A 24,633-nucleotide genomic window follows, 5' to 3' on the forward strand; every position below is an offset into this window, starting at 1 on the left:
AATAAGCGAACTACGCATCGTCTTTATGACGAAAGACACGGAATTGAGAAAAGAAGGAGCTTTTCTGCAGTACGGCTATCTCTTATCGCCTCATCCATCAACCGACTCAGCGGTTGAAGTACCGCTGCTTGATGTACGTGAGGAAAGGCATCAGGACGAAACACATAACGGTCAAATACACGATAAGGCGACCGAGCATTTTCATAGACATACCAACCGTACCGCTCATGCTTCGCGATGGGTCATCCGAACGATAGGTGATCGGAATGACGACACCAGGCCTTATCTCTTGGCACGAACCATTACCGTCGAACGCACCCCACTCCGTCTTCGTCGTATAAGCCTGGCCATCCACTTCGTAGCCATATGTATAACTGAAGACCCCCTTGCTCCCGCAGCCACTTCGCTCAATAACAACACCCGTCGATACCACGACTCCATGGCTGAACGGCAAGATGTGCCACATCCAAAGGAGCAGCGAGAGAACGCTTAGCGCGCCCCAAAGCCAAAGCATGGAGCGGCGCTGCTCTGCGTGGTATTCCAGAAAACTGTCGAACCAACCCATTGGTGGCACCCCCTGTTTGCTCTTAGAGACAGGACAGAAACTTCTTACCCCCAACTCTTACCATTGCTCTGGTTTGGAGCAATAACTCAACCTGATGCAATGTCCAATGCCATTTCCCCGCTAAGACCCCGCGTAGCGGACTGTTTACAGGCGTACCAACGGGAACCCCTAAATGTGCAGTCACCGCCTAGATTGTCCTGAGTAAACTCGCAATGTTCGAAACTGCATTCGACAACTCGACAGCCCGAAAAGCTACAGCCACGGAATCGGCAGTTTCTAAACGTCACCCCAACAAGGGCAATCCCATTGAAAAGCGCCCAGTAGAAGTCCCCGTCATCAAATTCGCAATCGATGAATTCTGAGGTGATGTGCAGGCCTTGACCATCGATGTCACGAAATTCGCAAAACCGAAATACATGTTCTTCCCAACTTAAAGGCTTGGACAAGCGGTGCTCAAAAGTTTCATTTTCGATTTGCATGGAAATGAACCTAGAATCGGTTTTTAATAGCGCTTTACAGGCACCCCAGACTTCCGGGACAGAAGCTGGATGAGAGGCGCGTAGTCAGACTCGTCCCTTGCGGGAAAGTCGTTGCAGGCATCCAGCATGCGACCATCTTTGAAGCTAACGAAGTAGCGGTCCTGATATCCATATCGGTTGCGTACCGGCACTATTTCGATACTCTTAATCTCGGAATAGCGAAATAGCTCTTCGTGAACTGCGAAAAATGGATGGACGACCAAGCCATTGTCCCTGGCCTGCACGTACCAGTTCAATGCCCACGGGAACGGAATCAACGCCAACGCTACGATTGCGGACCCGCATACGCGGTAAAAACTTTCGTAGCCGCCACTATGGTTACGCATGGATGTATAAGCCAGATACCATTTCGTGTCCTCTGGCCACCAATGTCTCATGACTGGGATAAGCATCGCCGTCGCAACACCCATCCCAACGATACCTCCGATAGAAGCCAGAACACCTTCTTCCGCAGCAACAGTTATCATCGCGGGTGGAAGTATCATCATGCGCAAATTGGAAATGACGTGCAGAACAAAGTATGCAGCGCTACCCACGCCAATCGTCAGAAGAAGAAAGACCAACCTGGCACGACCATCCAGCCGCCCAAAGTGGTTTCTGCTTTCAGCACTTTTTAGAGATATTTTTCCCTCTAGAACGGTAAACAAGCTCCGCTTTCCGCGAGCCACATACGTATTTAGCCCCCAAGCGACCGTGATGCTGAAAATAAAGCCTAACACCAGGATCAAAATCGATTGATATGTCATCGTGATGCGTCGTGCGCGGAGTAACTCGAATTGAGCTGGAGGATCATCCAGTGATTCGGATTGTGTTTTACTTCGATGCTATGACGTGGTCTCAGATAAGTGCTGCGCAATAGCTCAACCTTGCACCGTTCTTTGGGATTTCCCTTGTCGCCTCTGACGCCTGACAGCGCTTTCAACAAAGAGCAGCCAGAAAGCGGCAAAGGCCACGATCAACGCACTCAACATCCACTTCCCAACAAGATGGGAGGTAGGTTCGGGCGTCACTGAATAAGGAAAGTACTCGTATGACGGTGACCAGATTGCTACAAGCGCTATGCCACCGAACAAGAGGGCGATCAACGACACAACTATCCGACCAGCCAGGAGCTTGTTGTTAGTGCGGTCAGCGCTTGAGGTGTCTTCTACATCCGCCTCTTCTACTTCATAGTCTCCTTGACTGGCGGCATTCATCACGTGGAGCGCCGCACCCAATTGCTCTGTACGCACAAAGATGCGAACTCCACCCAGAGCCTGGAACCATAGTGGATTGGTCTGGGTGACATTTGCACCCGCTAAGTGCGCGTCAATGCCATCTGCCTGCAAGCGGCCAAGCAGAATCTGTGCGTTTAGTGGTGAAAGACCGCGTACGAGCTGCCGAAAACCTTCCGGCAATACACCGACTTCGTCTCCCATACCAGCGGCGTGGGTTGATCCAGTAAGCAAGCCTCTCCGATTCAGCTCAGCCCTCAATAGCGCGAGCGCACCTTCATCGAACTGACCCGAAGCAAACTGCTCCTGCAATTCGTCGTTAGACATTGTAGCAAAACGGTGTGCGAGATCCTTTTCCATTGCATTCCCCTAAATGCCGCGTAATAACTCAACCTGGCACCGTTCTTTGCACCGTTCTTTATTGAGGCTGAGATAAATCCTTAGCTCTCATAGCCATTGTGATTCGATGATGGTCTGCGTGCTGCTGAGCATCAATCCTAGCCGCGTCCGCAATCAGCTTCTTGTGAAGTTGCCTGAGATTCTCTTGGTCCTTGGCACACAGCAACTCAAGCCGTGCATTTCTAACGAGCTCTTCAAACTGCTGACGTCCTAGCTCTCTTGAATTCTCCATTTCCCGAACACCCAACCTCGCAAGCATGCTGCTGGAAGCAACCGCAAGCGCGGGCAAAATAGTCAGCACGCATTTAACCCATCCCATATCGAAGAGATTTAGGGCAGAGGCGACTCCAGAGAAGATTGTCGTCAGCAGCGGCGCGGCGACAGACACCACTTCCAAGAAAATCCATAGCTTATAGTGACGATCCTGTTGACGCTCATACCATTTGAGGTGATCGCGTTCTAGCTCGTTTATAAACTCTTCCACATTTCGACTACTGAAGTCCCCTGCCGAACTACCAGACTCAGATTTGTCAGCCATCACTCCTCCTCAACCACAGTACGATGGCACTAAGCTGTTAAGAGAAAACTGACCCTAGTTCCCGACTATGCAAAGAGGTCGAATTGGCCAGACTGGGCATCCCGATCGTCATCAGATTCGGACATTACCGATTGCCCGTCGGCTCTAGCTTGGAGAGCAAGATCGAAACCCTGGGCAAAGATAGTCAGCATTTCATCGCGCTCCCGCTTATCTAATGCCGGAATCGATGCTGCATCTATCACATGGAGCTCCCTTCCTACCCTGGGGTCGCTCTCACTGCATATTACGAGTTGCACGAGTGCGTCGTCGTAATCAGGATCCTGCTTAAAGACCTCTCGCAACATCGTCACGAAGAGCCGCAGCCGGGCGTCATTGAACTGGTTTGTTTTCCAGAAAATAAACCAGGGCAAGTGAGTCTCCTCACCCTTGTAATAAGCCAACGGGGGATTCACCGGAACACGCAAATGCTTACCAATCGGGTAATGCCGGGGTACGATTTGGCTGACGATTCCAGCCCCGGCGTTATCCGCATAGACTTTCAGTAGCGGCAGAATTTCTAAGTAATTCTTTCGAGCCACTGTTAGCTTTATTGCTGCAGCAGCAGACCTAACTTGTTCATATGGAACACTGCGACTGATCAAGTCATACGTGAGCTTGTACAAGTTTGCATAGCTAAAGGGCGGCCCTTTATCGGCCAACTGTAATAACCGCTTGGCAATTTTCTGGGGATTAGGATCCCAAATACCTGCAGCATGTTGTATAGAAGGTACTTTGAGCTTGCCCATACCCTTCTCACTTTACTGGATCGGAAACTGCTCGGGAGACCGCGAATAAAATTCGAGAATTAGCTCATTATCTATAATCATTCCTGGATTGATAGGTGCAGCATGGTTCCACACCATATCCCAAGGACCACCAACCACATGACTTATTTCAACTAAATCCCCAGCACCCATTTGACTGTAAAAATCCACAATACGGGGTAATAGGGCAGTCAGCTCAGCATCAAAATCATATTCTACGACAACCAGATCTCCCGTTTTCCGATCTAGTCGAATAGCACGCCTATTGATTGGATGCTTATCAAAATCTTTAAATTCGCGATAGACATGTTGAAGCACCGGTCCAAATTGCCAAGCTTCGAAATCTTGCTTCACAAGAGGGCGATGTAATTCAATTAGCGTCCAAACATGACAAAAATAAATGATCTTTTGAAGCGCCAGATTTGTTATCCGGCGATTCTTCTCGGTGCAAAAATCCAAAATGTAGTTAGCAACCGCTCGACCGTCGTAGCTCACGTTCCCCTCCAAGAGCTCGGTGTGCCTACCTTAACCGCACTTGCTATACCCACAATTCAAACAAGTCTGACACCCATCCATCAACACCAACGCCTTCGTATTGCACTTCGCACACAACGTAGCCCCCGGCGGGAAGCCGGCTGAGTCGTTGGTGTCGGCATCAGTGGGGCTCAGCTCAGTTTTTTTTTGAGCAGCGTTTTCGTACGCAGCGCGCTTTTCGGCAATGAGGGCGCGCTGGGCGTCGCTCATCTCGGGATCGTGGATGAGGCCGATGTTCTTCATGTGTTGCTCGATCACCGCGCCGATCTCGGCGACGATGCTGGGCATGTAGACGCCGCCGGCTTTGAAGTAGCCGCCGCGGGGGTCGAAGACGGCCTTGAGTTCTTCGACGATGAAGGTGACGTCGCCGCCTTTGCGGAACACGGCGGAGAGGATGCGGGTGAGTGCGACGATCCACTGGAAGTGATCCATATTCTTCGAGTTGATGAAGATCTCGAAGGGGCGGCGCTGTTCGTACTGGGTGCCGGCGTTGAGCACGATGTCATTGATGGTGACGTAGAGGGCGTGCTCGAACAGCGGGGATTTGATCTTGAAGGTGGAGCCGATCAGCGCTTCGGGGCGCTCCAGGCTCTCGTGCATCTGGATGACTTCCGCCATCGGCGCTTCTTTGGGCTGCTCGGCGGCAGGTTGCGCGGCGAGTGCGGCTTTGTCTTCGGGTTTGACGACCTCGTAGCCTTTGATCTTCTTTGCGATCTTGATCGTCATAGCGATGTTTCCTGTTGTTGTGCGTGGCGCTTAATAGGTGAGTTGGATTCGCTAGCGGCTCTTTCAAGCGCTTTGGCGAGGTTGGCCCCTCACCCCAACCCTCTCCCCGAAGGGGAGAGGGAGAGAATTTGTTGGCCTCTCACTGTCGATGAACGATGGAGAGACCTTTTAAAAAGAAATCCGGCCCGACTCGCGCCGGGCCGGATTGGGTGTTGCTTACTTCTTGCGGGCGGCCTTCTTGGCGGTTTTCTTGGTCGCCTTACGACCGGCCTTCTTGCTGGCAGTGGACCTCTTCACCGCTTTCTTGGCGGTTTTCTTGCTAGCAGCCTTTTTGGCTGTCTTCTTCGATGCGGCCTTGCGGGCCGTCTTTTTGCTGCTGACCTTCTTTGCAGCTTTCTTGGCAGCGCCTTTCTTAGCTGCCTTCTTGCTGGCTTTCTTTACAGCCTTCTTGGCTGCGCCCTTCTTTGCAGCCTTCTTTGTAGCCTTCTTTGTAGCCTTCTTAGCTGCGCCCTTCTTGGCGGCCTTCTTCGCCGCTTTCTTAGCAGGGGCTGCTTTCTTGGCAGCGGCTTTTTTAGCTGCTTTCTTGCGACGAGCCTTCTTCGGCGCTGCGGCCGGTGCGGGCTCTTCGGCTACCGGGGCGGCCGGGGTGAGCAGATCGTCATGATGTACTTCAAATTCGGTATCGATGGACATGCGGGTATTCCCCTCCGGACGTTTGTTATGGAACTTTCAACAGGCTTGATTACGGTGTGTGCGGAAACGTAGCGCGATTTCGCGTTGCGTGCCACTACTGTTACTAAAACTTTCCGTAATAGCCTTCCTTCAAAGCATCGAACAAATTGGCGGCGGTGTGAATCTCTCCGTCGTATTCCACTTCTTCGTTGCCTTTCAGTTCCACAACACTACCGTCCTCCAATTCGAAGCGGTAGAGGGTGTTTTCCAGATCGGCTTCTTTCACCAGCACGCCCTGGAATGCAGCGGGGTTGAAGCGGAACGTGGTGCATCCCTTGAGGCCCTGTTTATAGGCGTAGAAGTAGATGTCCTTGAAGTCTTCGTAAGGGTAATCGGTGGGTACGTTCGCGGTCTTGGAGATGGACGAATCCACCCAAAGTTGCGACGCGGCCTGGATGTCCACGTGCTCTTTGGGGCTGATGTCGTCAGCCGCGACGAAGTATTCCGGCAGCTTGGTCTTGGCGTCATCGCTGAACGGCATGGCCTCCGCATTGATGAGCGCGCGATAGGCGAGCAGCTCGAAGCTGTACACCTCGACCTTCTCTTTGGTCTTGCGGCCCTCGCGGATGACGTTGCGCGAGTAGTGATGGGCGAAGCTGGGTTCGATGCCGTTGCTGGCGTTATTGGCCAGCGACAGCGAGATGGTGCCGGTGGGCGCGATGGAAGTGTGGTGAGTAAAGCGTGCACCCACTTCAGCCAATTCCTTAACGAGATTCGGCGCCACGCTGGCGACGCGCTGCATATAGCGGCTGTATTTGGCGTGCAGCACGCGGCCGGGAATGAGGTCACCGACCTTGTAGCCGTCCTCAACCATCTCCGGACGCTTGCGCAGCATGTCGCCAGTGACGGTGTAGTTCTTGTTGAGCACGGGTGCGGGGCCTTTTTCCTTGGCCAGATCCAGCGCCACTTCCCAACCGGCCACAGCCATTTCTCGCGACACCTCTTCGGTGAAGCTCACTGCATCCGCGCTGCCATAGCGCAGCTTGAGCATGGTGAGCGTGCTGCCGAGGCCGAGGAAGCCCATGCCGTGGCGGCGCTTGGAGAGAATTTCGTTGCGCTGCTCTTCCAGCGGCAGGCCGTTGATCTCCACCACGTTGTCGAGCATGCGGGTGAAGATCTTTACGACTTCGCGGTACTCATCCCAGTCGAAGCGCGCCTTCGGGCCGAACGGATCGCGCACGAAGGTGGTGAGGTTGACTGAGCCGAGCAGGCACGAGCCGTAGGGCGGCAGTGGCTGCTCGCCGCAGTTGTGGGCATGCAGGCCATTGCCGTCGAAGGTATTGATGCCTGGCACCTGCACGTCGTAGACGTCTTCTACACCGTCAGCTTCCAGAGCGATCACGGCAGCAACGAAGCGCTCGCGATTCAGGGTGCGGCGATATCCGGCCAGAAGCGACTTCAGGCGTGCTGCCTTATCGCTGTCAGCAAAGCCGATCAGCTCGTTGAAGCGCGCCAGCGACTCACCGGCAATCACCAGCTCATGCTGGGCCTGCGTGGCGTAAGCGCGGATGCCGCCGTTGCCGTCTGGCAGCATGCTGCTGCCAGCCACACGGCGATCACGATAGACGCGGGAAGGAATGCCGAGACGCAGCAGCATGCGCTGTACGGCCTCCAGGCGTGCGATATCCGATTGCGCGAGGCGCACGGACACACCTTTCGTCTGGCTGCCCTGTACAGACCCGTCGGCGTCGAAGAAGCCGCGTAAAAAACCGCGGTAGGCGTCACTGGAAGCTTTCTCAAGCGCCGGTGTAATCGCCTTGTCGCCAATGCTCATGCCCAACTCAAATGCCAGGTCACGCAACGCAGCAGACTTAATGCGCCATTCGCCACGCCCTTGCACTTCGAACCAACCGTTGAAATCGGCGCGATGCGGCAAGGTCTGCGCACAGCGCAGCGCCTCGCTCATGAGCGCCTGCGCACCGCTGCTACCGGTTGCATTGACGGCTGCAGCCTGCGTCCAGACCGAAAGAACAGCCGCTTCTTGCTTGAGCGTACCATCGCCCACTAGCAAGCCGAGCAGATAGCCCTGCTCCTCGGTCAATGCACCCGCCCAACTTGCATTGTCGCGGTGGTCGTTCAGCAACACGCGATCACCTGCGCGCAGCTGACCGGCTTCGCACCACTCCGTCTGCACATTCCAGCGAGTCAGATGGGATACACGACGTACTCGATGATCGGCAGTAAGACGCAGCCGATATCCCTCTTCCGTATGTAGCGCAAGCACCGGCTTGGTGGCAGTACGGAAAAAGCCTTCGATACTCGTGGCGTGGTCTTTGCCGTCCACACGCGCCATGAAACGACGGCCGAGCAGATCGCTGACCTGGCGAGGACCTTCGGCGGTCTGCACCCAGGTATCCGCGGTAACGCACGGGTTGGTAGCGCGAATGTGCTCGCACCACCAGTTGTTGTTCATCTCGTTCACCTTGTCGATGAGGATGAACCCGGGCTCGGCGTAGTCGTACGTCGAGACCATGATCATGTCCCACAGGTGACGCGCGCGGATGTGGCCGTAGATCTTGCAGGCGACCAGGCCGTCGTCACGCGTGACGTAGTTTTCGCTGGTGGGCCATTCGCGCCACACGACCGTGCTGGCATCGCCGAGGTCGACGTCGCCCTTCTCTTTGACGTGCACGGGGAACACCAGCGGCCAGTCTTGATCGTGCTCCACGGCCTGCATGAAGCCGTCGGTGATCAGCAGCGAGAGATTGAACTGACGCAGACGGCCGTTCTCGCGCTTGGCGCGGATGAACTCTTTTACATCCGGATGGCTGACGTCGAATGTGCCCATCTGCGCACCGCGGCGACCGCCGGCGGAGGACACGGTAAAGCACATCTTGTCGTAGATATCCATGAAGGACAGCGGGCCGCTGGTGTAAGCGCCCGCACCCGACACGTACGCACCGCGCGGACGCAGTGTGCTGAATTCATAGCCGATGCCGCAGCCGGCCTTCAGCGTGAGGCCTGCCTCGTGCACTTTCTGCAGGATGTCGTCCATCGAATCCTTGATGGTGCCGGACACGGTGCAGTTGATGGTGGAGGTGGCGGGCTTGTGTTCCAGTGCACCGGCATTGGATGTGATGCGGCCAGCGGGAATCGCACCGCGACGCAGCGCCCACAGGAAACGCTCATACCAGTGCTCGCGCAGCTCAGGTGTGGCTTCCACTTCCGACAACGCGCGCGCAACGCGCTTCCAGCTGTCGTCGATGGTGGCATCGACCGGCTCGCCGGTCTTGGTGCGCAGGCGGTACTTCTTGTCCCAGATGTCCTGTGACGCAGGCTGCAGCGGAATGGTGGCGGCGTCACGATTTGTGTTTGTTGCACGCAGGGTGCTCATCGGCTTCCTGACCTCCTGGCATGGCCTCACGGCCCCGTTGGTTTCTTATAAGTAGAGGTGTAATGGCGTCAGGAAAGAGGAAAAGCCCTGTCGTACCCGGTTCACGCCCCGCGCGTGAAAGTCGGGTCCGGCGATGATTCGCGAACAGCAGCAGCCCCCTCCTGACGTTCTGTATCCAGCCCCAGCACTTGGGTGACAAATGGAACTCTGCACACAAGATGTTGTGGTTGCGACTGGGCGAAAGTTACCCCCGTGATCGACGGATGTAAAGGGCTGACTGCAACATGACGAGCTATGGGCTGAAAATATTCATCTAGCTAACTTATTTGTTACACAGAAATACGCCGACACAACGCAGCGTGGATGGCTTGCTCCCCATCAACCGCTTGCGCGCACGTCGCAGGCACGTTGCATGCTTGGGAACCGCTTGCGTTGTGCTGAGTCGAAGTAGCAGTTTTTTTCTTCGCTTCAGGAGACTTCATGGACGCACGTTTTCTCCGCAGTTTTACTGCCCTTCTCGTTGCGGCTTCGTTCGCCGCGCTGCCGCTGCGCACACAGGCCGGCTTGCCGCCGGCGGTCAACGGTCAGCCACTGCCGTCACTCGCACCGATGCTGGAAAAGGTGACGCCCGCGGTAGTGAACATCTCTACCAAGACGCGCGTGCGGGTGAGCAATCCGTTCTTCGACGATCCGGTGTTCCGGCAATTCTTCGGGCTGCAGAGCTCACCGCGCGAGCAGGTGGAGCAGAGCCTGGGTTCGGGCGTGATCGTGGATGCGGCGAAGGGTTACATCCTCACCAACAACCACGTGGTGGGGGGCGCTGACGACATCACCGTAACGCTGCAGGATGGGCGCAACGTCAAAGGCACGCTGGTGGGTACTGACCCGGCGACGGACGTGGCGGTGGTGAAGATCACGGCGGACAAACTACAGGCGCTGCCGATTGCCGATTCATCTTCGCTGCGCGTGGGTGATTTCGTGGTGGCAGTGGGCGATCCATTCGGCTTGGGCCAGACGGTGACATCCGGCATTGTCTCTGCGCTGGGTCGCTCTGGGTTGGGCGGATCGAGCTTTCAGAACTTCATCCAGACGGATGCGTCGATCAATCCCGGCAACTCCGGCGGCGCGCTGGTGAATCTGCGCGGCGAACTGGTGGGCATCAACACGATGATTCTGTCGCCCTCCGGCGGCAACGTCGGTATTGGCTTTGCGATTCCCACCAAGATCGCCAGCGAGGTGATGGAGCAGCTGATCGCGCACGGCAAGGTGAATCGCGGCAGCCTGGGCGCGCAGACGCAGGACATCACGCCGAACGTCGCGCGCGTGCTGGGCCTGAAGAACAACGAAGGTGCGGTGGTGACGCGCGTGCAGCCCGGTTCCGCGGCTGATCATGCAGGGCTGGAAGTAGGCGACGTGATCACCTCAGTGAACGGCCAAACGCTGCAGAATTCCGATCAACTCAACAACGCACTGGGCCTGCTGCCGGCAAACAGCACGGTAAGCCTGACTGCGCTGCGCAATGGCACATCTCGCAAGCTCTCGGCGCAGCTCACGCCGCAGAAGCTCGCCACGCTCGATGGCACCAAGCTCGATCCGCGCCTGACCGGCGTGACCTTCAGTGAACTCAGCGATCAACAGGCGAGCCAGGGCACGACGGGCGTTTCGGTTGCTGCGGTGAATCCCAATAGCCGTGCTGCGCAAGCGGGGCTTGCGGCGGGGGATGTGATTGTTGGTATCGGGAATCGCCGCATCACGAGCCTGCGGGATTTGCAGGGGTTGATGGCGATGCGTCCGCGTCAGTTGGTGTTATTGGTGGCGACGGATGAGGGGTTGAATTACGTGGTGGTGCAGTAGCGACTCACTACTCCCTCCCCTGCATCGGCAGGGGAGGGTTGGGGTGGGGTTGTACGTGCTTGCCGCACAACTTGAATTCATCGCGAGGTTGCTTCACCCCACCCCAGCCCTCCCCTACTAACGCAGGGGAGGGAGCCGCATCGTCGCGATGATGATGACTCTAGGCAAAACGAAAAATCGCCTCCGCGCCGTCTGTTTCGATCAACTGTTTCATGCAACTCCATGAACGCACACGATGTTCATGCGCGCCATTGCTTGATGTTTTGGCTCCGGGCCGCTGAAATACGGCATCCGTCACTGCGTGATAGCGCCTTCGGCGGCACACTCGCTTCGTTTCCCCCATCTGCAGGTCGCGTCTTTCTATGCCCGTACGCATCACCCGTCTGCTTTCCGTTGCCCTGATCGGCGCCGGCCTTTCCACTGCCGTGCTTGCCGCGGCCACACAGTCGCTCACTTGGCGCGGGGACGTGGTGACCGCCAACGGCGTGGTCAAAGGCGTAGCGAAGGCCTGGCAGTCGTCCGGCCACGGCGCGGTTCAGATCCAACCGTTCAATACCGCTTCCGGCCTGGATGCAGTTTCTGGCGGTTCGGCCGACATTGCCGGCAGCGCGCGTCCAAGTTCCGGCAGCGCGGTGGACAGCAACCTCACCTTTACGCCGGTGGCGTGGGACGGTTTGGTGCTGGTGACCAGCCCGGCCAATCCGGTGAGCAGCCTCACGCTGAAGCAGGTGCACGACATCTACTTCGGCAAGATCACCAACTGGAAAGAAGTCGGCGGCAACGATGGCCCGATCGACGTGTTTGCCGTGGCCAGCCCCGGTGACGGCGTGGAATACAGCCTGCGCAAGCTGCTGTTCGGCCGCGGCAGCCAGCCGGTGGCTGCGCCGCGCTTGTACGTGAATGTCACGCAGCTTGAGCAATCCGTGATGCTCGATCCACGCGGCTTCGGTGTGAGCACACTGTCGAGCGTGGCCGGCAATTCGAAGATCAAGATGATCCGCATCGACGGCACTGCGCCCAGCGCAGGTACGGTCGCCAGCGGTGCGTATCCGCTGTTTGTCCCGCTTTATCTGGTGACCAATCCTTCAAGCCCGAATGCAGCGGCGGCGAAGGAATTCGTCGACTTCGCACTGAGCGCAAAGGGCGAGGCCGCACTGCGCGCTCACTCGCTGGTGCCGTATCAGGCTGGCAGCGCGCTGATCGCGATGGATGACTCGCGTCGCAGCCAAATCCTTGCGCAGGTCGGCGCGCACGCCAGTGCAGAACCCACGCAGATCGCAGCTGCCTCGCGTCCGGTTGCACCGGCTGCCGCCATGGCCGCCGCACGTACAGCGACGCCCGCTACGCCGGCGCTTAGCAAGGTCAGCGGCGCCGTGGTGGCCGCGCCACAACCGAGCAGCCTGAAAGGCGTGCGTGGCGATGCGTTCACCGAGCTGGCCGCTGCCGGTCGCGGCAGCAGCTTCACCAAGGTGACCAGCGATGCGTACGTGAGCGTCAGCAAGGTGAGCAAGGTCACCGCAAAAGCCGCCGGCAAGGCTACAAGCATCGAGCCGAAGGCCGAGGCCAAGAAGAAAGTGGCCAGCGTGGACAAGAAGCCGGCGCGCAGTTATCGCGTTGGCGCCGGCGAAACGCTGTATTCCATCGCGCGCAAGCACGGTGTGGACGTGGCGCAGATTCGTAGCTGGAATCATTTGAAGGACAACACGGTGCGCACCGGCCAGGTGCTGCGCATCGACGCACGTTGAAGTCGCTTCGCTTGCAGATCCTTGCCATCACCATCGATCTGGACGACACCCTGTGGCCGGTCATGCCGGCCCTGGAAAAGGCAGATCGCGATCTGAACGACTACCTGCGGCAGCATTACCCGCAGGTAGCGAAAACCTGGCCCATCCCTGCGTTGCGTGAACTGCGCGCACAGGTGGCCGCCGAACGCATCGACCTGGCGCATGACTTCACCGCGCAGCGCTACATCACCATGCAGCGTGCGTTCGATGCCTGCGGCATCAGCGACGCGCCGCTGGATGCGTTGTGGGAAGTGTTCGCCACCGCTCGCAACAGTGTGGAGCTCTACTCTGATGCCCTGCCCGCGCTGGAACGCCTGCGTGCGACATGGCCGGTAGCCAGCCTGACCAACGGCAACGCCGATCTGGAACGCATCGGCTTGCATCTGCATTTCGCACATCACATCAGCGCGCGTGACGTCGGCGTGGCCAAGCCCGATGCACGGATTTTTCTTGCTGCGGCTGAGAAGCTGGGCATGGCGCCTGAGAACATCCTGCATGTGGGTGATGATCCCGAACTGGATGTAGTGGGTGCGCGCGATGCGGGGATGCGTACGGCGTGGATAAATCGCGCGGGGCATCCCTGGCCCGGGGCGTTGGGGGCTGCGCCGGATTTGGATTTGCGGGATTTGGCGGCCTTGGTGGAGTGGCTTGAGAAATCCCCTTGATACTCTCCTCTTCCTTTGGCTTGATTAGCGTCTCGCCTCAGCTGGGCTTGTCGTGGTGTTGGGACATTGCCTGCGGCGCTTTCGGACCCTAAAGGGCCCGAGTCACTTTTCTTTGCTGGCCCAAAGAAATGGCCTCAAGAGCTCATGGCATGTGTCAGTTACAAGCCTGATAGATTACGCCGTGCTTTGATCGTTAACGGGCCAAGCTTCTTCAGCGCCGCTATACCGCGAGGCGTCGAAGCGTTGAGGGCTTAAAACGCGCCTGCCCACAGGCTGAGCATTGCCGAGATCGGCCTTAAGTCCTCAGTGCTTCGACGCCTCGCGGTATAGCGGGGACGCTGAACCTTGGGCCAGCAACGTTCGATCTAGCCATAAACGTTCGGGCTCCTACCTTACCCATGCCGCGAGCTCTTGAGGCCATTTCTTTGGGTTACTTTTCTTTGGGCCAGCAAAGAAAAGTGACCCGGGCGCTTCGCGACCGGAAGCGCCGCAGGCAATGCCACAACACCACGACAAGCCCAGCTGAGGCGAGACGCTAATCAGGTCCCGAAGGGAGAGGGGGCTATGTGCGCGAAACCGCGAGTTTTGAACCCCCTCGGAAAAACGCGCATCATTTGCGACCAATCCCACTTCCCGCGCAAGTCCGAGCGCAAGGAATCGCATGCCCGCCCTGATCACCCAACGCTCCAACCGCCGCGCCCCCACGCCCATCGAAGCCACCGACGTCGTGCACCTTGGCGCCACGCGCAAGCGCTTGAGTACCACGCAACGCGGCTGGCTGGATGAGAACGGCTTCGATGCGAAACCCGGAAGCGTTTGCCTGGTGCCGGATGCGAACGGCAAGCTCGCACGCGTGCTGGTTGGCGTGGATCGCCAGGATCCGCTCGCGGCGCTGGCCGCGTTGCCGTTGAGCTTGCCCACCGGCGAATACACGCTGGCCGACGAAAGCGTGCCGCTGGATGCCGAACTTGCCGCGCTGGGTTGGGCGCTCGGCGCCTATCAATTCACCCGCTATCGCAAAGCACGCCGCCCGGGTTCGCCGTTGGTGGTCAGCGCTGAGACCGTCGCTGCGTTGACGCCCCAGATCGAAGCGACTTATTTCGTGCGCGATCTGGTCAATACACCCACCGAAGATTTGGGCCCCAAGCAGCTCGCAGACCAGATCAAGGCGCTGGGGAAAACCTACAAGGCGAAAGTGCGCGAGTGGGTGGGTGACGAGCTGCTGGAAGACAACTTTCCCACTATTCACACCGTCGGACGGGCCAGTCATCGTCCGCCACGCCTGGTCGAATTGACCTGGGGCAAAGCATCGGATCCAAAAGTGGTGCTGGTCGGCAAAGGCGTGTGCTTCGACACCGGTGGCCTGGATCTGAAACCTTCTGACGGCATGCGCTGGATGAAGAAAGACATGGGCGGTGCTGCACATGCAATCGCGCTGGCCGGCCTGGTGATGGAAGCGAAGCTGCCGGTGCGGCTCACCTTGCTGGTGCCGGCGGTAGAGAACGCCGTCTCCGGCGCGGCGATGCGTCCGGGTGACGTGGTGATCACGCGCGGCGGGCACAGTGTGGAGATCGACAACACCGATGCCGAAGGCCGCCTAGTGCTGTGCGATGCGCTGGCCTATGCAGCCGAGCATAAGCCGGAGCTGATCATCGATTTCGCCACGCTCACCGGTGCGGCTCGTGTGGCGCTCGGCCCCGATCTGCCAGCGCTGTTTGCCAACGACGATGCGCTTGCTGAGGCCGCGGTGGCCAGCGGCAACGCCGTGGCTGATCCGCTGTGGCGACTGCCGTTGTGGCGGCCGTATCGCAAGATGCTGGAATCGTATATCGCTGATTTCGCGAATGCAGGCGCGTCACGTCATGCCGGTGCGATTACTGCGGCGCTATTTATGGAGCGCTTTATTCCGGAAGGCATGCCGTGGCTGCACCTGGATACGTATGCGTGGAACGATGGGGATCGTCCGGGGCGTCCGCGTGGAGGCGAAGCGATGGGGTTGCGGGCGATGTTTGCGTTGTTGAGTAAGCGGTACGGCTGAGCGATGCCAAGGCTGCCCCTCCTTCCTTGGTCATAGGTATTGGCGCAACTAGTAGGACCTCATTTTTACCTCACCGTCGCCCCGGCGAAGGCCGGGACCCAGCGACTTGAGGATCGTCAAAGTCCCTAGGCCCCGGCCTTCGCCGGGGCGACGGTGAGGCGTAAAGGAAATTTTGTCGCAAGCGCCGAGCACCCTTGCATGACTTATGGCTTAGTCACCCCGCCACCCAACCCTGCATGATGCGTGGATGTCCATCTGGCACTCATGATCCATGCACCCATTGCGTCCTGCCCTGCTCGCCTTCAGTCTCGTGCTCAGCCTTGCCGGTTGTGCCAGCGTCTTGCATCACCAACCGCCGCTAACCAAGCTCACGGAGAATTCCGGCGGCGTGATGCCCGACGAACAGAAGCGCATGCATTTCGATCATGCGGAGCTGCACATCGCCGTTGATCCTTCGCAGCAGCGTATCGACGCCACGGCCACACTGAGCTTCACTGCGCACGAACCGACCAACGCGCTGGTGCTCGATCTGGATCGCAATCTGCCGATCAGCGCCATCGAAGTGGATGACAAACCACTGGCTTCCACCGATTGGAGTAATCCAGAAGGACGCCTGCGCATCCAGCTGCCGCATGCTTTGAATGCTGGCGAACGCGTGTCTGCCACTGTGCATTACGGCGGCCGTCCGCACGTAGCGAAGCGGGCACCATGGGATGGCGGCTTCGTGTGGAGTCATACGAAGGATGGCCAGCCGTGGGTCGGCAGCGCGGTGGAAGGGGAAGGTTGCGACTTGTTCTGGCCATGCATCGATCATCCGCAGGGCAAGCCCGATCTGGTTGACCTGTACGTGACGGTGCCCAAACCGCTGGTGGCGCCAGGCAATGGTGTGCTGATGGGTGTCAGCGATGAGGGCGACAAGCGCACCTATCACTGGCGCGCCAAACATCCAACGACCTATGCGATCTCCATCAACGTTGGCCCGTACCAGGAACTCACCGGCGAATATCACAGCCGCTACGGCAACGTGATTCCGCTGCAGTATTGGTACCTGCCCGGCGAGGAAGAGCAGGCGCGCAAGCTGTTCGCGGAATTCCCGCGCATGCTTGCTTTCAACGAGGCAGTGATCGGCCCCTACCCATTCGGTGACGAAAAGATGGGTGTGGTGGAAACGCCGTATTTGGGCATGGAGCACCAGACCATCAATGCCTACGGCAACCACTACGCGAAAGACGGCAGCGGCTTCGACTGGCTGCTGCAGCATGAGTTTGCGCATGAGTGGTTCGGCAACCAAATGACCAATGCCGACTGGGACGACATGTGGCTGCATGAAGCCTTCGCCACCTACATGCAACCGCTGTACAGTCAGTCGATCAATGGCGATATGGGTTATTACGCTTGGCTCGGCAAGCTTCGCCTGACACTGCACGACCGCTTTCCGCTCGTATCTGGCACCAGCAAAACCGAAGAACAGGTGTATGACGATGAGCGCGGTCCTGGCCTGGATATCTACAACAAAGGCGCGCTGATGTTGCATTCACTGCGCACGCTGATCGGCGACGAAAAGTTTTTCGAAAGCCTGCGCGTGCTGGTGTACGGAACGCCCGATCCCAAGCCTGGCAACTTCGCGCCGCATTATGCGAATGCGCACGACTTCATCGACATCGTGAATAAGGTGAGCGGGCGCGATCTGAGCTGGTTCTTCAATGTGTACTTGTATCAGGCACAGCTGCCTGCGCTGGATGAGCAACGTCAGGGCACCACGCTGAGCTTGCATTGGCGCGTACCGCACGATCTGCCGTTCCCGATGCCGGTGGAGGTACAAGTGGATGGCAAGCTGCACGTGCTGCCGATGACGCATGGCGAAGGTGTGCTCGACGTGCCGGCGGATGCTTTGGTGATCATCGATCCGCATTCGAAGTTGCTGCGTGATTTGCCGCAGGTGACGGAGTATCAGCAGTGGCAGAAGGCGCAGAAGGCGGCGCAAAGCAAAGCGAAATCCGGCTAACTTACAGTGACCAGCCCCCTCCCCTGCTCGCAGGGGAGGGTTGGGGTGGGGTTGCGTGAGCTTGCCGCGCCATTTGAATTCACGGCGAGGTTGCTTCACCCCACCCTACCTCCGCCGGCTTGCCGGAGGAGAAGAGAGAATGTCCCCTGCTACACGTAGGGGAGGGAATAGCTTCATGGCATGTTTGGAATTCCCTGGAGCTTGCGCAGCCGCGTAACGATCATGCGCAAACCGCGCACAATCTTCGGCAGCAGCCAACAAATCAGCACGATGAACAACGCAAGCAGGATCAGCAGCACCAACGGATGCTGCCACGCCAAGTAGAGAATCCCCAGCAAGGAAATATCCTCGCCCGCGCTCGCGCCCCAATTGCTGAAAGGCTCGGGCGACGTATTGATCAACGCCCGCGTGCCCGACTTGGCCAGATGCGTGCCTGTGACGATCGCACCGCCTAGTAGAGCCGCGGCCACCTGCTCATCCACGCCACTGTTCTTGAACACACCCCAGGCCAGCAAGGTGCCAACGGGAATGCGGATGAAGGTATGGATGGAATCCCACACGCTGTCGAACATGGGGATCTTGTCAGCGAGAAACTCACCCACCATCAGCACGCCGGCGGTGATCAGGACCCAGTTGTGGCTCAGCACTTCCAACCCGGGCGGCAACGTGACGTAACCCAGCCGCCCGAGCAGGCCAGCGATGAACAGCGTGGCGTACAGACGGATGCCGCTGGCCCAGGCGAGGCCGCCGGCGAGGGCTAGATTGGAGAGCAGGTTCATGGATAACGAGTCCTGGTCGCAGCGGGGCCTATGCGTGCAATCCTCGCTCCAAAGGGTATGGATATCTACCGCTTTGCTGCACGGCATGCCATTGCCTCACCGTCATTCCGGCGAAGGCCGAGGCGCTTCGCCGGAATGACGGTGAGGTGCGTCTGGCTTATGCGTATACACGCAAAAAAAACAGCGCCGAAGCGCTGCTTTTTTGTCCCAAAATCAGACCGACTTATTTGCTGCTGCTCGACGCTGCCGGCTTGGTAGCCTGCGAAGCACCCGGCTCCGTCATGGGCGTAGGCAGTGAAACCTGGCCGTTCGTCGAAGCGAGCGAAGCGCTGTCACCCTGCTTGCCGCCGTAAGGCAGCACTTCCGCCGCCAGCTTCGGGTTCGCATCGATCAGGCCGACCGCGTCGAAAAGCACGTGTGCGGTTTCCTGCAACTGCGGATCGGGTGCCTTCTTGGCGTCTTCCTGTTCCTTCAATTCTGACTTCAGGCTGCGCTCGTTCGGGTTGAGGCCGTCATCGAGCTGGCTCTGGTCTTCGACAGCCGCCGTGGCGCCGCCGTCGACGGTCTTGTGGCGTGTACGGAATTCGGCCTGCAACGCATCCAGCTGCTTGCGCTCCGTCTCGCGCTGGTCGTAGTTGAGCGAGATGCTGGTGCGGTCGGCCAGCTTCTTGTACTGCGTCAGCTCGTCGAGCATCAGCTGCCATGCGGGCGACTTGGCGACACGCGTGTCATGCAACTGCTGTAATTGCGACAGGTACGCCTTCATATCGGCCACCGGCTTGTAATCAGCCGGCGCGATCTGCGTCCACTGCAGTGCGTTGTCGTAGGTGGACTCGCCGAAATCCTTGTCGTCGCCGTTGCTCGGATACTGCAGATCCGGCGTAACGCCACGCAGCTGAGTGGAGCCGCCGTTGATGCGGAAGAATTCCTGCACGGTCATCTTCAACGCGCCGTAGTTCGGCTTGGCGTCCGGATCAGCGGCGAAACGATTGAGGTCGATCAGTGTCTGCACCGTGCCCTTGCCAAAGGTCTGCGTGCCGATCACCAGGCCGCGGCCGTAATCCTGGATCGCGGCGGAGAAAATCTCCGAGGCCGAAGCCGTGCCGCGGTTGACCAGCACCGCCAGCGGACCGCTCCAGGACATGCCCGGATCGTCGTCGCCCTGCACCTGCACCTGGCCGCGCGCATCACGCACTTGCACCACTGGGCCCTTGTCGATGAACAGGCCGGTGAGTTCGTTCGCCTCGTACAGTGAGCCGCCGCCGTTGTTGCGCAGATCGATCACTACGCCCTGTACACCTTCGGCTTTCAGCTCACCCAGCAGTTTTGCAACGTCGCGGGTGGCGCTCTTGAAGTTCTTGTCACCTTCGCTGCGTGCACCGAAGTCGGAGTAGAACATGGGCAGTTCGATCACGCCGATCTTGCGGGTGACGCCGGCGTCGGTGATCTCGATGACCTTCTTCTTGGCCGCCTGCTCTTCGATGGTGACCTTCTTGCGCACCAGCGTGATGGTTTCGTGCTTGCCATCGGTGCCCTGGTCAGCCGGCACGACTTCCAGGCGCACGGTGGTGTCTTTCTTGCCGCGGATCAGGTTGACGACGTCGTCGATGCGCCAGCCAACCACGTCCTGGAACGGGCCGCTTTCGCCTTGACCGACGCCGAGCACGTAGTCGCCCACGTGCAGCTTGCCGGACTTGATGGCCGGAGCGCCGGGTACGAGTTCACGGATAACGGTGTAGTCGTCGCGCTGTTGCAGCACCGCGCCGATACCTTCCAGCGAGAGCTTCATCGAGATGTCGAAGTTCTCAGCCGCGCGCGGGCCCATGTAGTCGGTATGCGGATCGGTGGAGTTCGCATACGCGGTCATGAAGGTCTGGAACGCGTCCTGGCTGTCCAGCTGCTTCACGCGGTCGATGTAGTTGGCGTAGCGCTTGTCCAGCGTCTTGCGGATGTCGTCATCGCTCTTGCCGGCCAGCTTCAGACGCAACCAGTCGTTCATGGTGCGCTTGCGCCACAGGTCGTTGAGTTCGCCCTGGTCCTTGGGCCACTCGGCCTTCTTGCGATCGATGGTGTAGGTGTCTTGAGTGTTGAAGTCGAAGCCTTGCTTCAACAGGCCGCGCGCGTAGTTCATGCGGTCGATCGCGCGCAGGACGTACTGGTTGAAGATATCGAACGGGCCGGAGAGATCTTTGTTCCAGATCGCGTTGCCGAACTGGCTCTTGTACTTGACGAACTTCGCCATGTCTTCCTGCGTGAAGAAGACCTTCTCGCCATCGAGCAGCTTGAAGTACAGGTCGTAGATCTTCTGCGACATCGCATCGTCGAGCGGCTGCGCGTCGTAGTGGAAGCGGGTGAGCAGGTGCGCCGAGATCAGCGCTGCGCTGGCCTCATCAGTGGTCGGTGTGAGCGGTAACTCGGACACCTTGCGCGGCTTGCTGGCGCCGAGATCGGCCGCCGATTGCGCGAAGGCTGCCGTGGTCGTAACGCTAAAGGCGATCAGCAGGGCCAGCAGGGGACGAAAACGAAAGGTCATAGTTTTCTCTTAGGCGTGCTCGGTGACGCCAGCCGCGTGAGCCTGCTGGTCGGCGTGATAGGAAGAACGGACAAGGGGACCGGAGGCGACGTGATGGAAACCCATCGCCTCGCCCGCGACGCGCAACGATTCGAACTCATCGGGTGTCCAGTAGCGCACCACCGGATGATGATGCGGCGTGGGCTGCAAGTACTGGCCGATGGTGATCATGTCGACATCGTGCGCGCGCAGGTCGCGCAGCGTTTCGATCACTTGTTCGTAGGTTTCGCCCAGGCCCAGCATGATGCCGGACTTGGTGGGCACATCCGGATGCTGCGCCTTGAAGCGCTTGAGCAGGTCCAGCGACCACTGGTAGTCGGCACCCGGGCGCACTTCGCGATACAGATGCGGCACGGTTTCCAGATTGTGGTTGAACACGTCCGGCGGAAAATCCTTCAGCACTTCCAGCGCGCGCTCCATGCGGCCCTTGCCGCGAAAATCCGGCGTGAGAATTTCGATCCGGGTGGTCGGACTGGTATGGCGCACCGCGCGAATGCATGCCGCGAAATGTTCCGCGCCGCCGTCGCGCAAGTCGTCGCGATCGACAGAGGTGATCACCACGTACTTCAGGCGCATATCGCGAATGGTGTCGGCCAGACGCGCCGGCTCCAGCGGATCAGGTGCCGCCGGGCGGCCATGCGCCACGTCGCAGAATGAGCAGCGGCGCGTGCATACATCGCCGAGGATCATGAAGGTGGCGGTGCCCTTGCTGAAACACTCGTGGATGTTCGGGCAAGACGCTTCTTCGCACACCGTGACCAGCGCGTTCTCACGCAAGCGCGCTTTCAACTGCTGCACGGCGTTGCCTTGCGGTAGACGCACGCGAATCCAGCTCGGTTTGCGCAAGGTGGGAACGTTGGTATCGAAACCGGCGCGGTTGAGCGCGATCTTGTCGCCGCCGAGCTGTTTCTCGGCGGGCGCGCCGCTGACGACGCTGATCGGAATAGTCTTCGTGGAAGATGCGCTGGTATCGCTCATGAAATAGCTCAGACCACCACTCGGGCGGGGAGTTCGGGGATCACGGGAACGGCCGCTTCAGCTTCGAAGCCAAACTGCCGGCAGAACTCACCGATCAGCACATCCTCGACGTCCGACAGCCGCGACGGACCGCCCAAGTCTAGCACCTGTGTGACCGCCAGACCCTTGTAACCGCAAGGATTAATACGGTGAAACGGTTCCAGGTCCATGTTCACGTTGAAGGCCAGCCCATGAAAGCTGCAGCCCCGGCGCACGCGCAGGCCCAAGGCTGCCACCTTGGCGTCTGCCACATAGACCCCTGGGGCACCTTCACGGCGGACGGCCTCGATGTTCCAGTGTTCCAGGGTGTCGATGATGGCCTGCTCGATCCGGTTCACCAGCTCGCGTACACCCACCCCTAAGCGGCGTAAGTCGATCAGCGGATAGGCCACGATCTGGCCGGGGCCGTGATAGGTGACCTGTCCGCCGCGATCTACGGGTACCACCGGAATCTCACCAGGCGCCAAGACGTGCTCCATCTTGCCGGCCTGTCCGAGAGTGAACACGGGATCGTGCTCCAACACCCACAGCTCGTCCGTGGTTTCAGCCGTGCGGTTATCGGTGAAGGCGCTCATCGCCTGCCAGACCGACTCGTAGGGTTGGCGGCCGAGGCGACGGATGTTCAGCGGAAGGGACATGAAGGGGCAGTCTGCGCGGGATTGGGACCAATTTGTGGCCGCTGGGTAGAGCTTGCAAGTGACAGAAGTTGCGCCTTTTCTAGCGCCCTCTCCCCTCCGGGGAGAGGGCTGGGGTGAGGGGTCGCTTCTGCGACGCTGCCATGTCAATGCGGGCTTTCAATGATCAAGTTTCCCGCGAGATTCACCCCTCACCCTTCCCTCGCCCGGCGGGGAGAGGGAAAAGCAGTTCGACGCAGCTTCACAGCGTGAAGCGAATATCCGGATCCGCACGCAACACGCTATGCGCCAGGTCGTATTGCTCACGCGTATCGCAGCGGAAGCTGACGGTGACAGAGAGGAAGTTGCCCTCCCGCGACTGACGGTGCTTTACGGTCTCGTGCAGCACGTGCAGTCCGATGCCTTCGAGAATCTGCGGCACGCGGGCTTTCAAGTCTGCGCTCGCGTTGCCCATGGCGGTGATCTCGAATTCGCCAGGGAATTGGAAACCTTGGCCTTCCTGCTGTGCCTGGATGTCGCTCAGCTCTTTCATGGGCTCGCTCCAATACTTCGTCATTCCGCGGAACCGTCATTCCCGCGAGGCGCTTCACAACAGCGAAGCTGGTCAAACGGGAATGACTTCCGTGTGGTGCATCCCTCCCTTTGGGGAGAGGGAATTCAATGCTTACTTCTTGCCGCTACCGTGGAACCACAACAGGATGCTGTCCCACAGGCGCTTGAAGAAGCCGCCTTGCGGCGCATCGTTCATCGCAACCAGCGGCACGTCCAGAATCGCCTGGCTATCTTCGGTGATGTGCAGCGTGCCGACCTGCTGGCCTTTCTTGAAGGGCGCAATCAAGGTGGAAGGAATATCCATCGTCGCCTTCAGCTTGTCGTAGTCGCCCGTCTTCACGGTTACCAGCACGTCCTGCTCCACGCCGAGCGGTATCTGGTTGTCCTCGCCCTTCCAGAGGCGCGGAGTGGCCAGCGCCTTGCCGACTTCATACAATTTGTGCGTTTCGTAGAAACGGAAACCGTAGTTCAGCAGCGCAATGGCCGCATCGGCGCGCGCTTTCTCGTTGCTGGAACCCATCACGATCGCGATCATGCGCGAATCGCCGCGTTTGGCCGACGCCGCCAGGCAGAAACCCGCTTCGGCGGTGTGGCCGGTCTTGATGCCATCCACACTGGGGTCGCGCCACAATAAGGTGTTGCGGTTCCCTTGCTTGATGCCGTTCCAGGTGAATTCCTTGATCGCGGAGATCGCGTAATCCTCTGGATAGTCGTGAATCAACGCGCGCGAAAGAATCGCGATGTCGTGTGCGGTCGAGTAATGGTTATCAGCCGGATAGCCCGAGGCGTTCACGAAATGCGTGTTCACCATGTTGAGCTGCTTGGCGTAAGCATTCATCAGGTTCGCGAACGTTTCTTCGGAACCCGCTGTGTGCTCGGCCAGCGCAATGGCGGAATCGTTGCCGGACTGGATGATCATGCCGTACAGCAGATCCTTCAACGGAACCTGGCTGTTGAGCTTGAGGAAGCTGGTGGAACCGTCGGTGCCGGCACCGCCTGCGCGCCAGGCGTGCTCGCTGATCGTCACCGGATCGGTGAGATGGATCTTGCCTGCCACCAACTGCGCTGAAACCACGTAGTCGGTCATCACTTTGGTGATCGAGGCCGGCTCCACGCGTGTGTCGGGATTCTTCGAGGCCAGCACTTGGCCGGTGGCGTAATCCATCAGCACCCATGCTTTGCCATCCACATCCGGCGGCGGCGGTACCGGCACCTGCACGGCGGCCGGGGCCGGCGGCGGATTCGGTACGGGCTTGGGCGGCGTCTGCTGTGCGATGGCACTGACGCCAAACACCAGGGCGGCAGCAGCAAGAATGTGCAAGGGGCGGCGGAACAGATTCATTGTGGG

The 24,633-nt window shown here is 58.9% G+C and carries 21 protein-coding genes; 5 read left to right on the top strand and 16 right to left on the bottom strand.

All coding sequences use genetic code 11. The features are described 5' to 3' along the window. Positions 1–106 precede the first annotated feature (106 nt). From QQJ86_RS07500 to QQJ86_RS07540, 10 genes are all read right to left on the bottom strand, one after another. A complete protein-coding gene (locus QQJ86_RS07500; RefSeq protein ID WP_284320282.1) occupies positions 107–565 on the bottom strand; it encodes a DUF3592 domain-containing protein in 459 nt (152 codons plus the stop codon). Between the two features lie 86 nt (positions 566–651). After that, positions 652–1,044, bottom strand: a complete 393-nt coding sequence (locus tag QQJ86_RS22805; RefSeq protein ID WP_423372883.1) for a pentapeptide repeat-containing protein — start codon at positions 1,042–1,044, stop codon at positions 652–654. A 23-nt stretch (positions 1,045–1,067) separates the two neighbouring features. Continuing rightward, entirely contained in the window at positions 1,068–1,850 is a 783-nt protein-coding gene (locus QQJ86_RS07505) for a hypothetical protein (RefSeq protein WP_284320283.1), read from the bottom strand. 114 nt (positions 1,851–1,964) lie between these two features. Next, entirely contained in the window at positions 1,965–2,678 is a 714-nt protein-coding gene (locus tag QQJ86_RS07510; protein WP_284320284.1) for a Rossmann-fold NAD(P)-binding domain-containing protein, read from the bottom strand. A 58-nt stretch (positions 2,679–2,736) separates the two neighbouring features. Beyond that, positions 2,737–3,255, bottom strand: coding sequence for a hypothetical protein (locus tag QQJ86_RS07515; protein WP_284320285.1), 519 nt, complete (start codon positions 3,253–3,255; stop codon positions 2,737–2,739). A gap of 65 nt (positions 3,256–3,320) precedes the next feature. Then, the gene (locus QQJ86_RS07520; protein ID WP_284320286.1) at positions 3,321–4,040 is read right to left on the bottom strand and encodes a hypothetical protein; all 720 of its coding nucleotides are present in this window, start codon (positions 4,038–4,040) and stop codon (positions 3,321–3,323) included. A gap of 12 nt (positions 4,041–4,052) precedes the next feature. Further along, positions 4,053–4,553, bottom strand: coding sequence for a Panacea domain-containing protein (locus QQJ86_RS07525; RefSeq protein ID WP_284320287.1), 501 nt, complete (start codon positions 4,551–4,553; stop codon positions 4,053–4,055). A gap of 30 nt (positions 4,554–4,583) precedes the next feature. After that, positions 4,584–5,318, bottom strand: coding sequence for a TSCPD domain-containing protein (locus tag QQJ86_RS07530; RefSeq protein WP_284320288.1), 735 nt, complete (start codon positions 5,316–5,318; stop codon positions 4,584–4,586). Positions 5,319–5,534: 216 nt separating this feature from the next. Further along, positions 5,535–6,011, bottom strand: coding sequence for a hypothetical protein (locus tag QQJ86_RS07535; protein WP_284320289.1), 477 nt, complete (start codon positions 6,009–6,011; stop codon positions 5,535–5,537). Positions 6,012–6,114: 103 nt separating this feature from the next. Further along, a complete protein-coding gene (locus QQJ86_RS07540; RefSeq protein ID WP_284320290.1) occupies positions 6,115–9,384 on the bottom strand; it encodes an LAGLIDADG family homing endonuclease in 3,270 nt (1,089 codons plus the stop codon). Between the two features lie 480 nt (positions 9,385–9,864). On the opposite strand from QQJ86_RS07540, the gene QQJ86_RS07545 reads away from it, so the two are divergent. The 5 genes from QQJ86_RS07545 (at position 9,865) to QQJ86_RS07565 (ending at position 17,730) form a co-directional block, all read left to right on the top strand. Further along, positions 9,865–11,238 carry a DegQ family serine endoprotease gene (locus QQJ86_RS07545; RefSeq protein WP_284320291.1) on the top strand — a complete coding sequence of 458 codons (1,374 nt, stop codon included), beginning with the start codon at positions 9,865–9,867 and terminating at the stop codon, positions 11,236–11,238. 362 nt (positions 11,239–11,600) lie between these two features. Then, complete coding sequence (locus tag QQJ86_RS07550) at positions 11,601–12,983, top strand: LysM peptidoglycan-binding domain-containing protein (protein WP_284320292.1); 1,383 nt, start codon at positions 11,601–11,603, stop codon at positions 12,981–12,983. Further along, positions 12,980–13,687 (top strand): HAD family hydrolase, encoded by a 708-nt coding sequence (locus tag QQJ86_RS07555; protein ID WP_284320293.1) that lies wholly within the window; start codon positions 12,980–12,982, stop codon positions 13,685–13,687. Before QQJ86_RS07550 ends, QQJ86_RS07555 begins: the two co-directional genes overlap by 4 nt. A gap of 661 nt (positions 13,688–14,348) precedes the next feature. Continuing rightward, positions 14,349–15,725 (top strand): leucyl aminopeptidase family protein, encoded by a 1,377-nt coding sequence (locus QQJ86_RS07560; protein WP_284320294.1) that lies wholly within the window; start codon positions 14,349–14,351, stop codon positions 15,723–15,725. 271 nt (positions 15,726–15,996) lie between these two features. Beyond that, complete coding sequence (locus QQJ86_RS07565) at positions 15,997–17,730, top strand: M1 family metallopeptidase (protein ID WP_284320295.1); 1,734 nt, start codon at positions 15,997–15,999, stop codon at positions 17,728–17,730. 173 nt (positions 17,731–17,903) lie between these two features. Here QQJ86_RS07565 and QQJ86_RS07570 read toward each other — a convergent pair whose 3' ends face one another. From QQJ86_RS07570 to QQJ86_RS07595, 6 genes are all read right to left on the bottom strand, one after another. Beyond that, positions 17,904–18,509 carry a DUF4126 domain-containing protein gene (locus QQJ86_RS07570; RefSeq protein WP_284320296.1) on the bottom strand — a complete coding sequence of 202 codons (606 nt, stop codon included), beginning with the start codon at positions 18,507–18,509 and terminating at the stop codon, positions 17,904–17,906. A 223-nt stretch (positions 18,510–18,732) separates the two neighbouring features. Next, positions 18,733–21,042: a carboxy terminal-processing peptidase gene (locus QQJ86_RS07575; protein WP_284320297.1), complete on the bottom strand. Its 2,310-nt coding sequence runs from the start codon at positions 21,040–21,042 to the stop codon at positions 18,733–18,735. A 9-nt stretch (positions 21,043–21,051) separates the two neighbouring features. Then, positions 21,052–22,059, bottom strand: coding sequence for a lipoyl synthase (gene lipA, locus QQJ86_RS07580; RefSeq protein WP_284320298.1), 1,008 nt, complete (start codon positions 22,057–22,059; stop codon positions 21,052–21,054). An 8-nt stretch (positions 22,060–22,067) separates the two neighbouring features. Next, complete coding sequence (gene lipB / locus QQJ86_RS07585) at positions 22,068–22,736, bottom strand: lipoyl(octanoyl) transferase LipB (protein WP_284320299.1); 669 nt, start codon at positions 22,734–22,736, stop codon at positions 22,068–22,070. Positions 22,737–22,974: 238 nt separating this feature from the next. After that, on the bottom strand, positions 22,975–23,265 hold the full coding sequence (locus QQJ86_RS07590) for a YbeD family protein (protein ID WP_284320300.1): 291 nt from the start codon (positions 23,263–23,265) through the stop codon (positions 22,975–22,977). A gap of 132 nt (positions 23,266–23,397) precedes the next feature. After that, complete coding sequence (locus QQJ86_RS07595; RefSeq protein WP_284320301.1) at positions 23,398–24,627, bottom strand: D-alanyl-D-alanine carboxypeptidase family protein; 1,230 nt, start codon at positions 24,625–24,627, stop codon at positions 23,398–23,400. Positions 24,628–24,633 lie beyond the last annotated feature (6 nt).

Origin of the sequence: Dyella acidisoli (assembly GCF_030160295.1) — a bacterium.
Lineage (GTDB): Bacteria > Pseudomonadota > Gammaproteobacteria > Xanthomonadales > Rhodanobacteraceae > Dyella_B > Dyella_B acidisoli.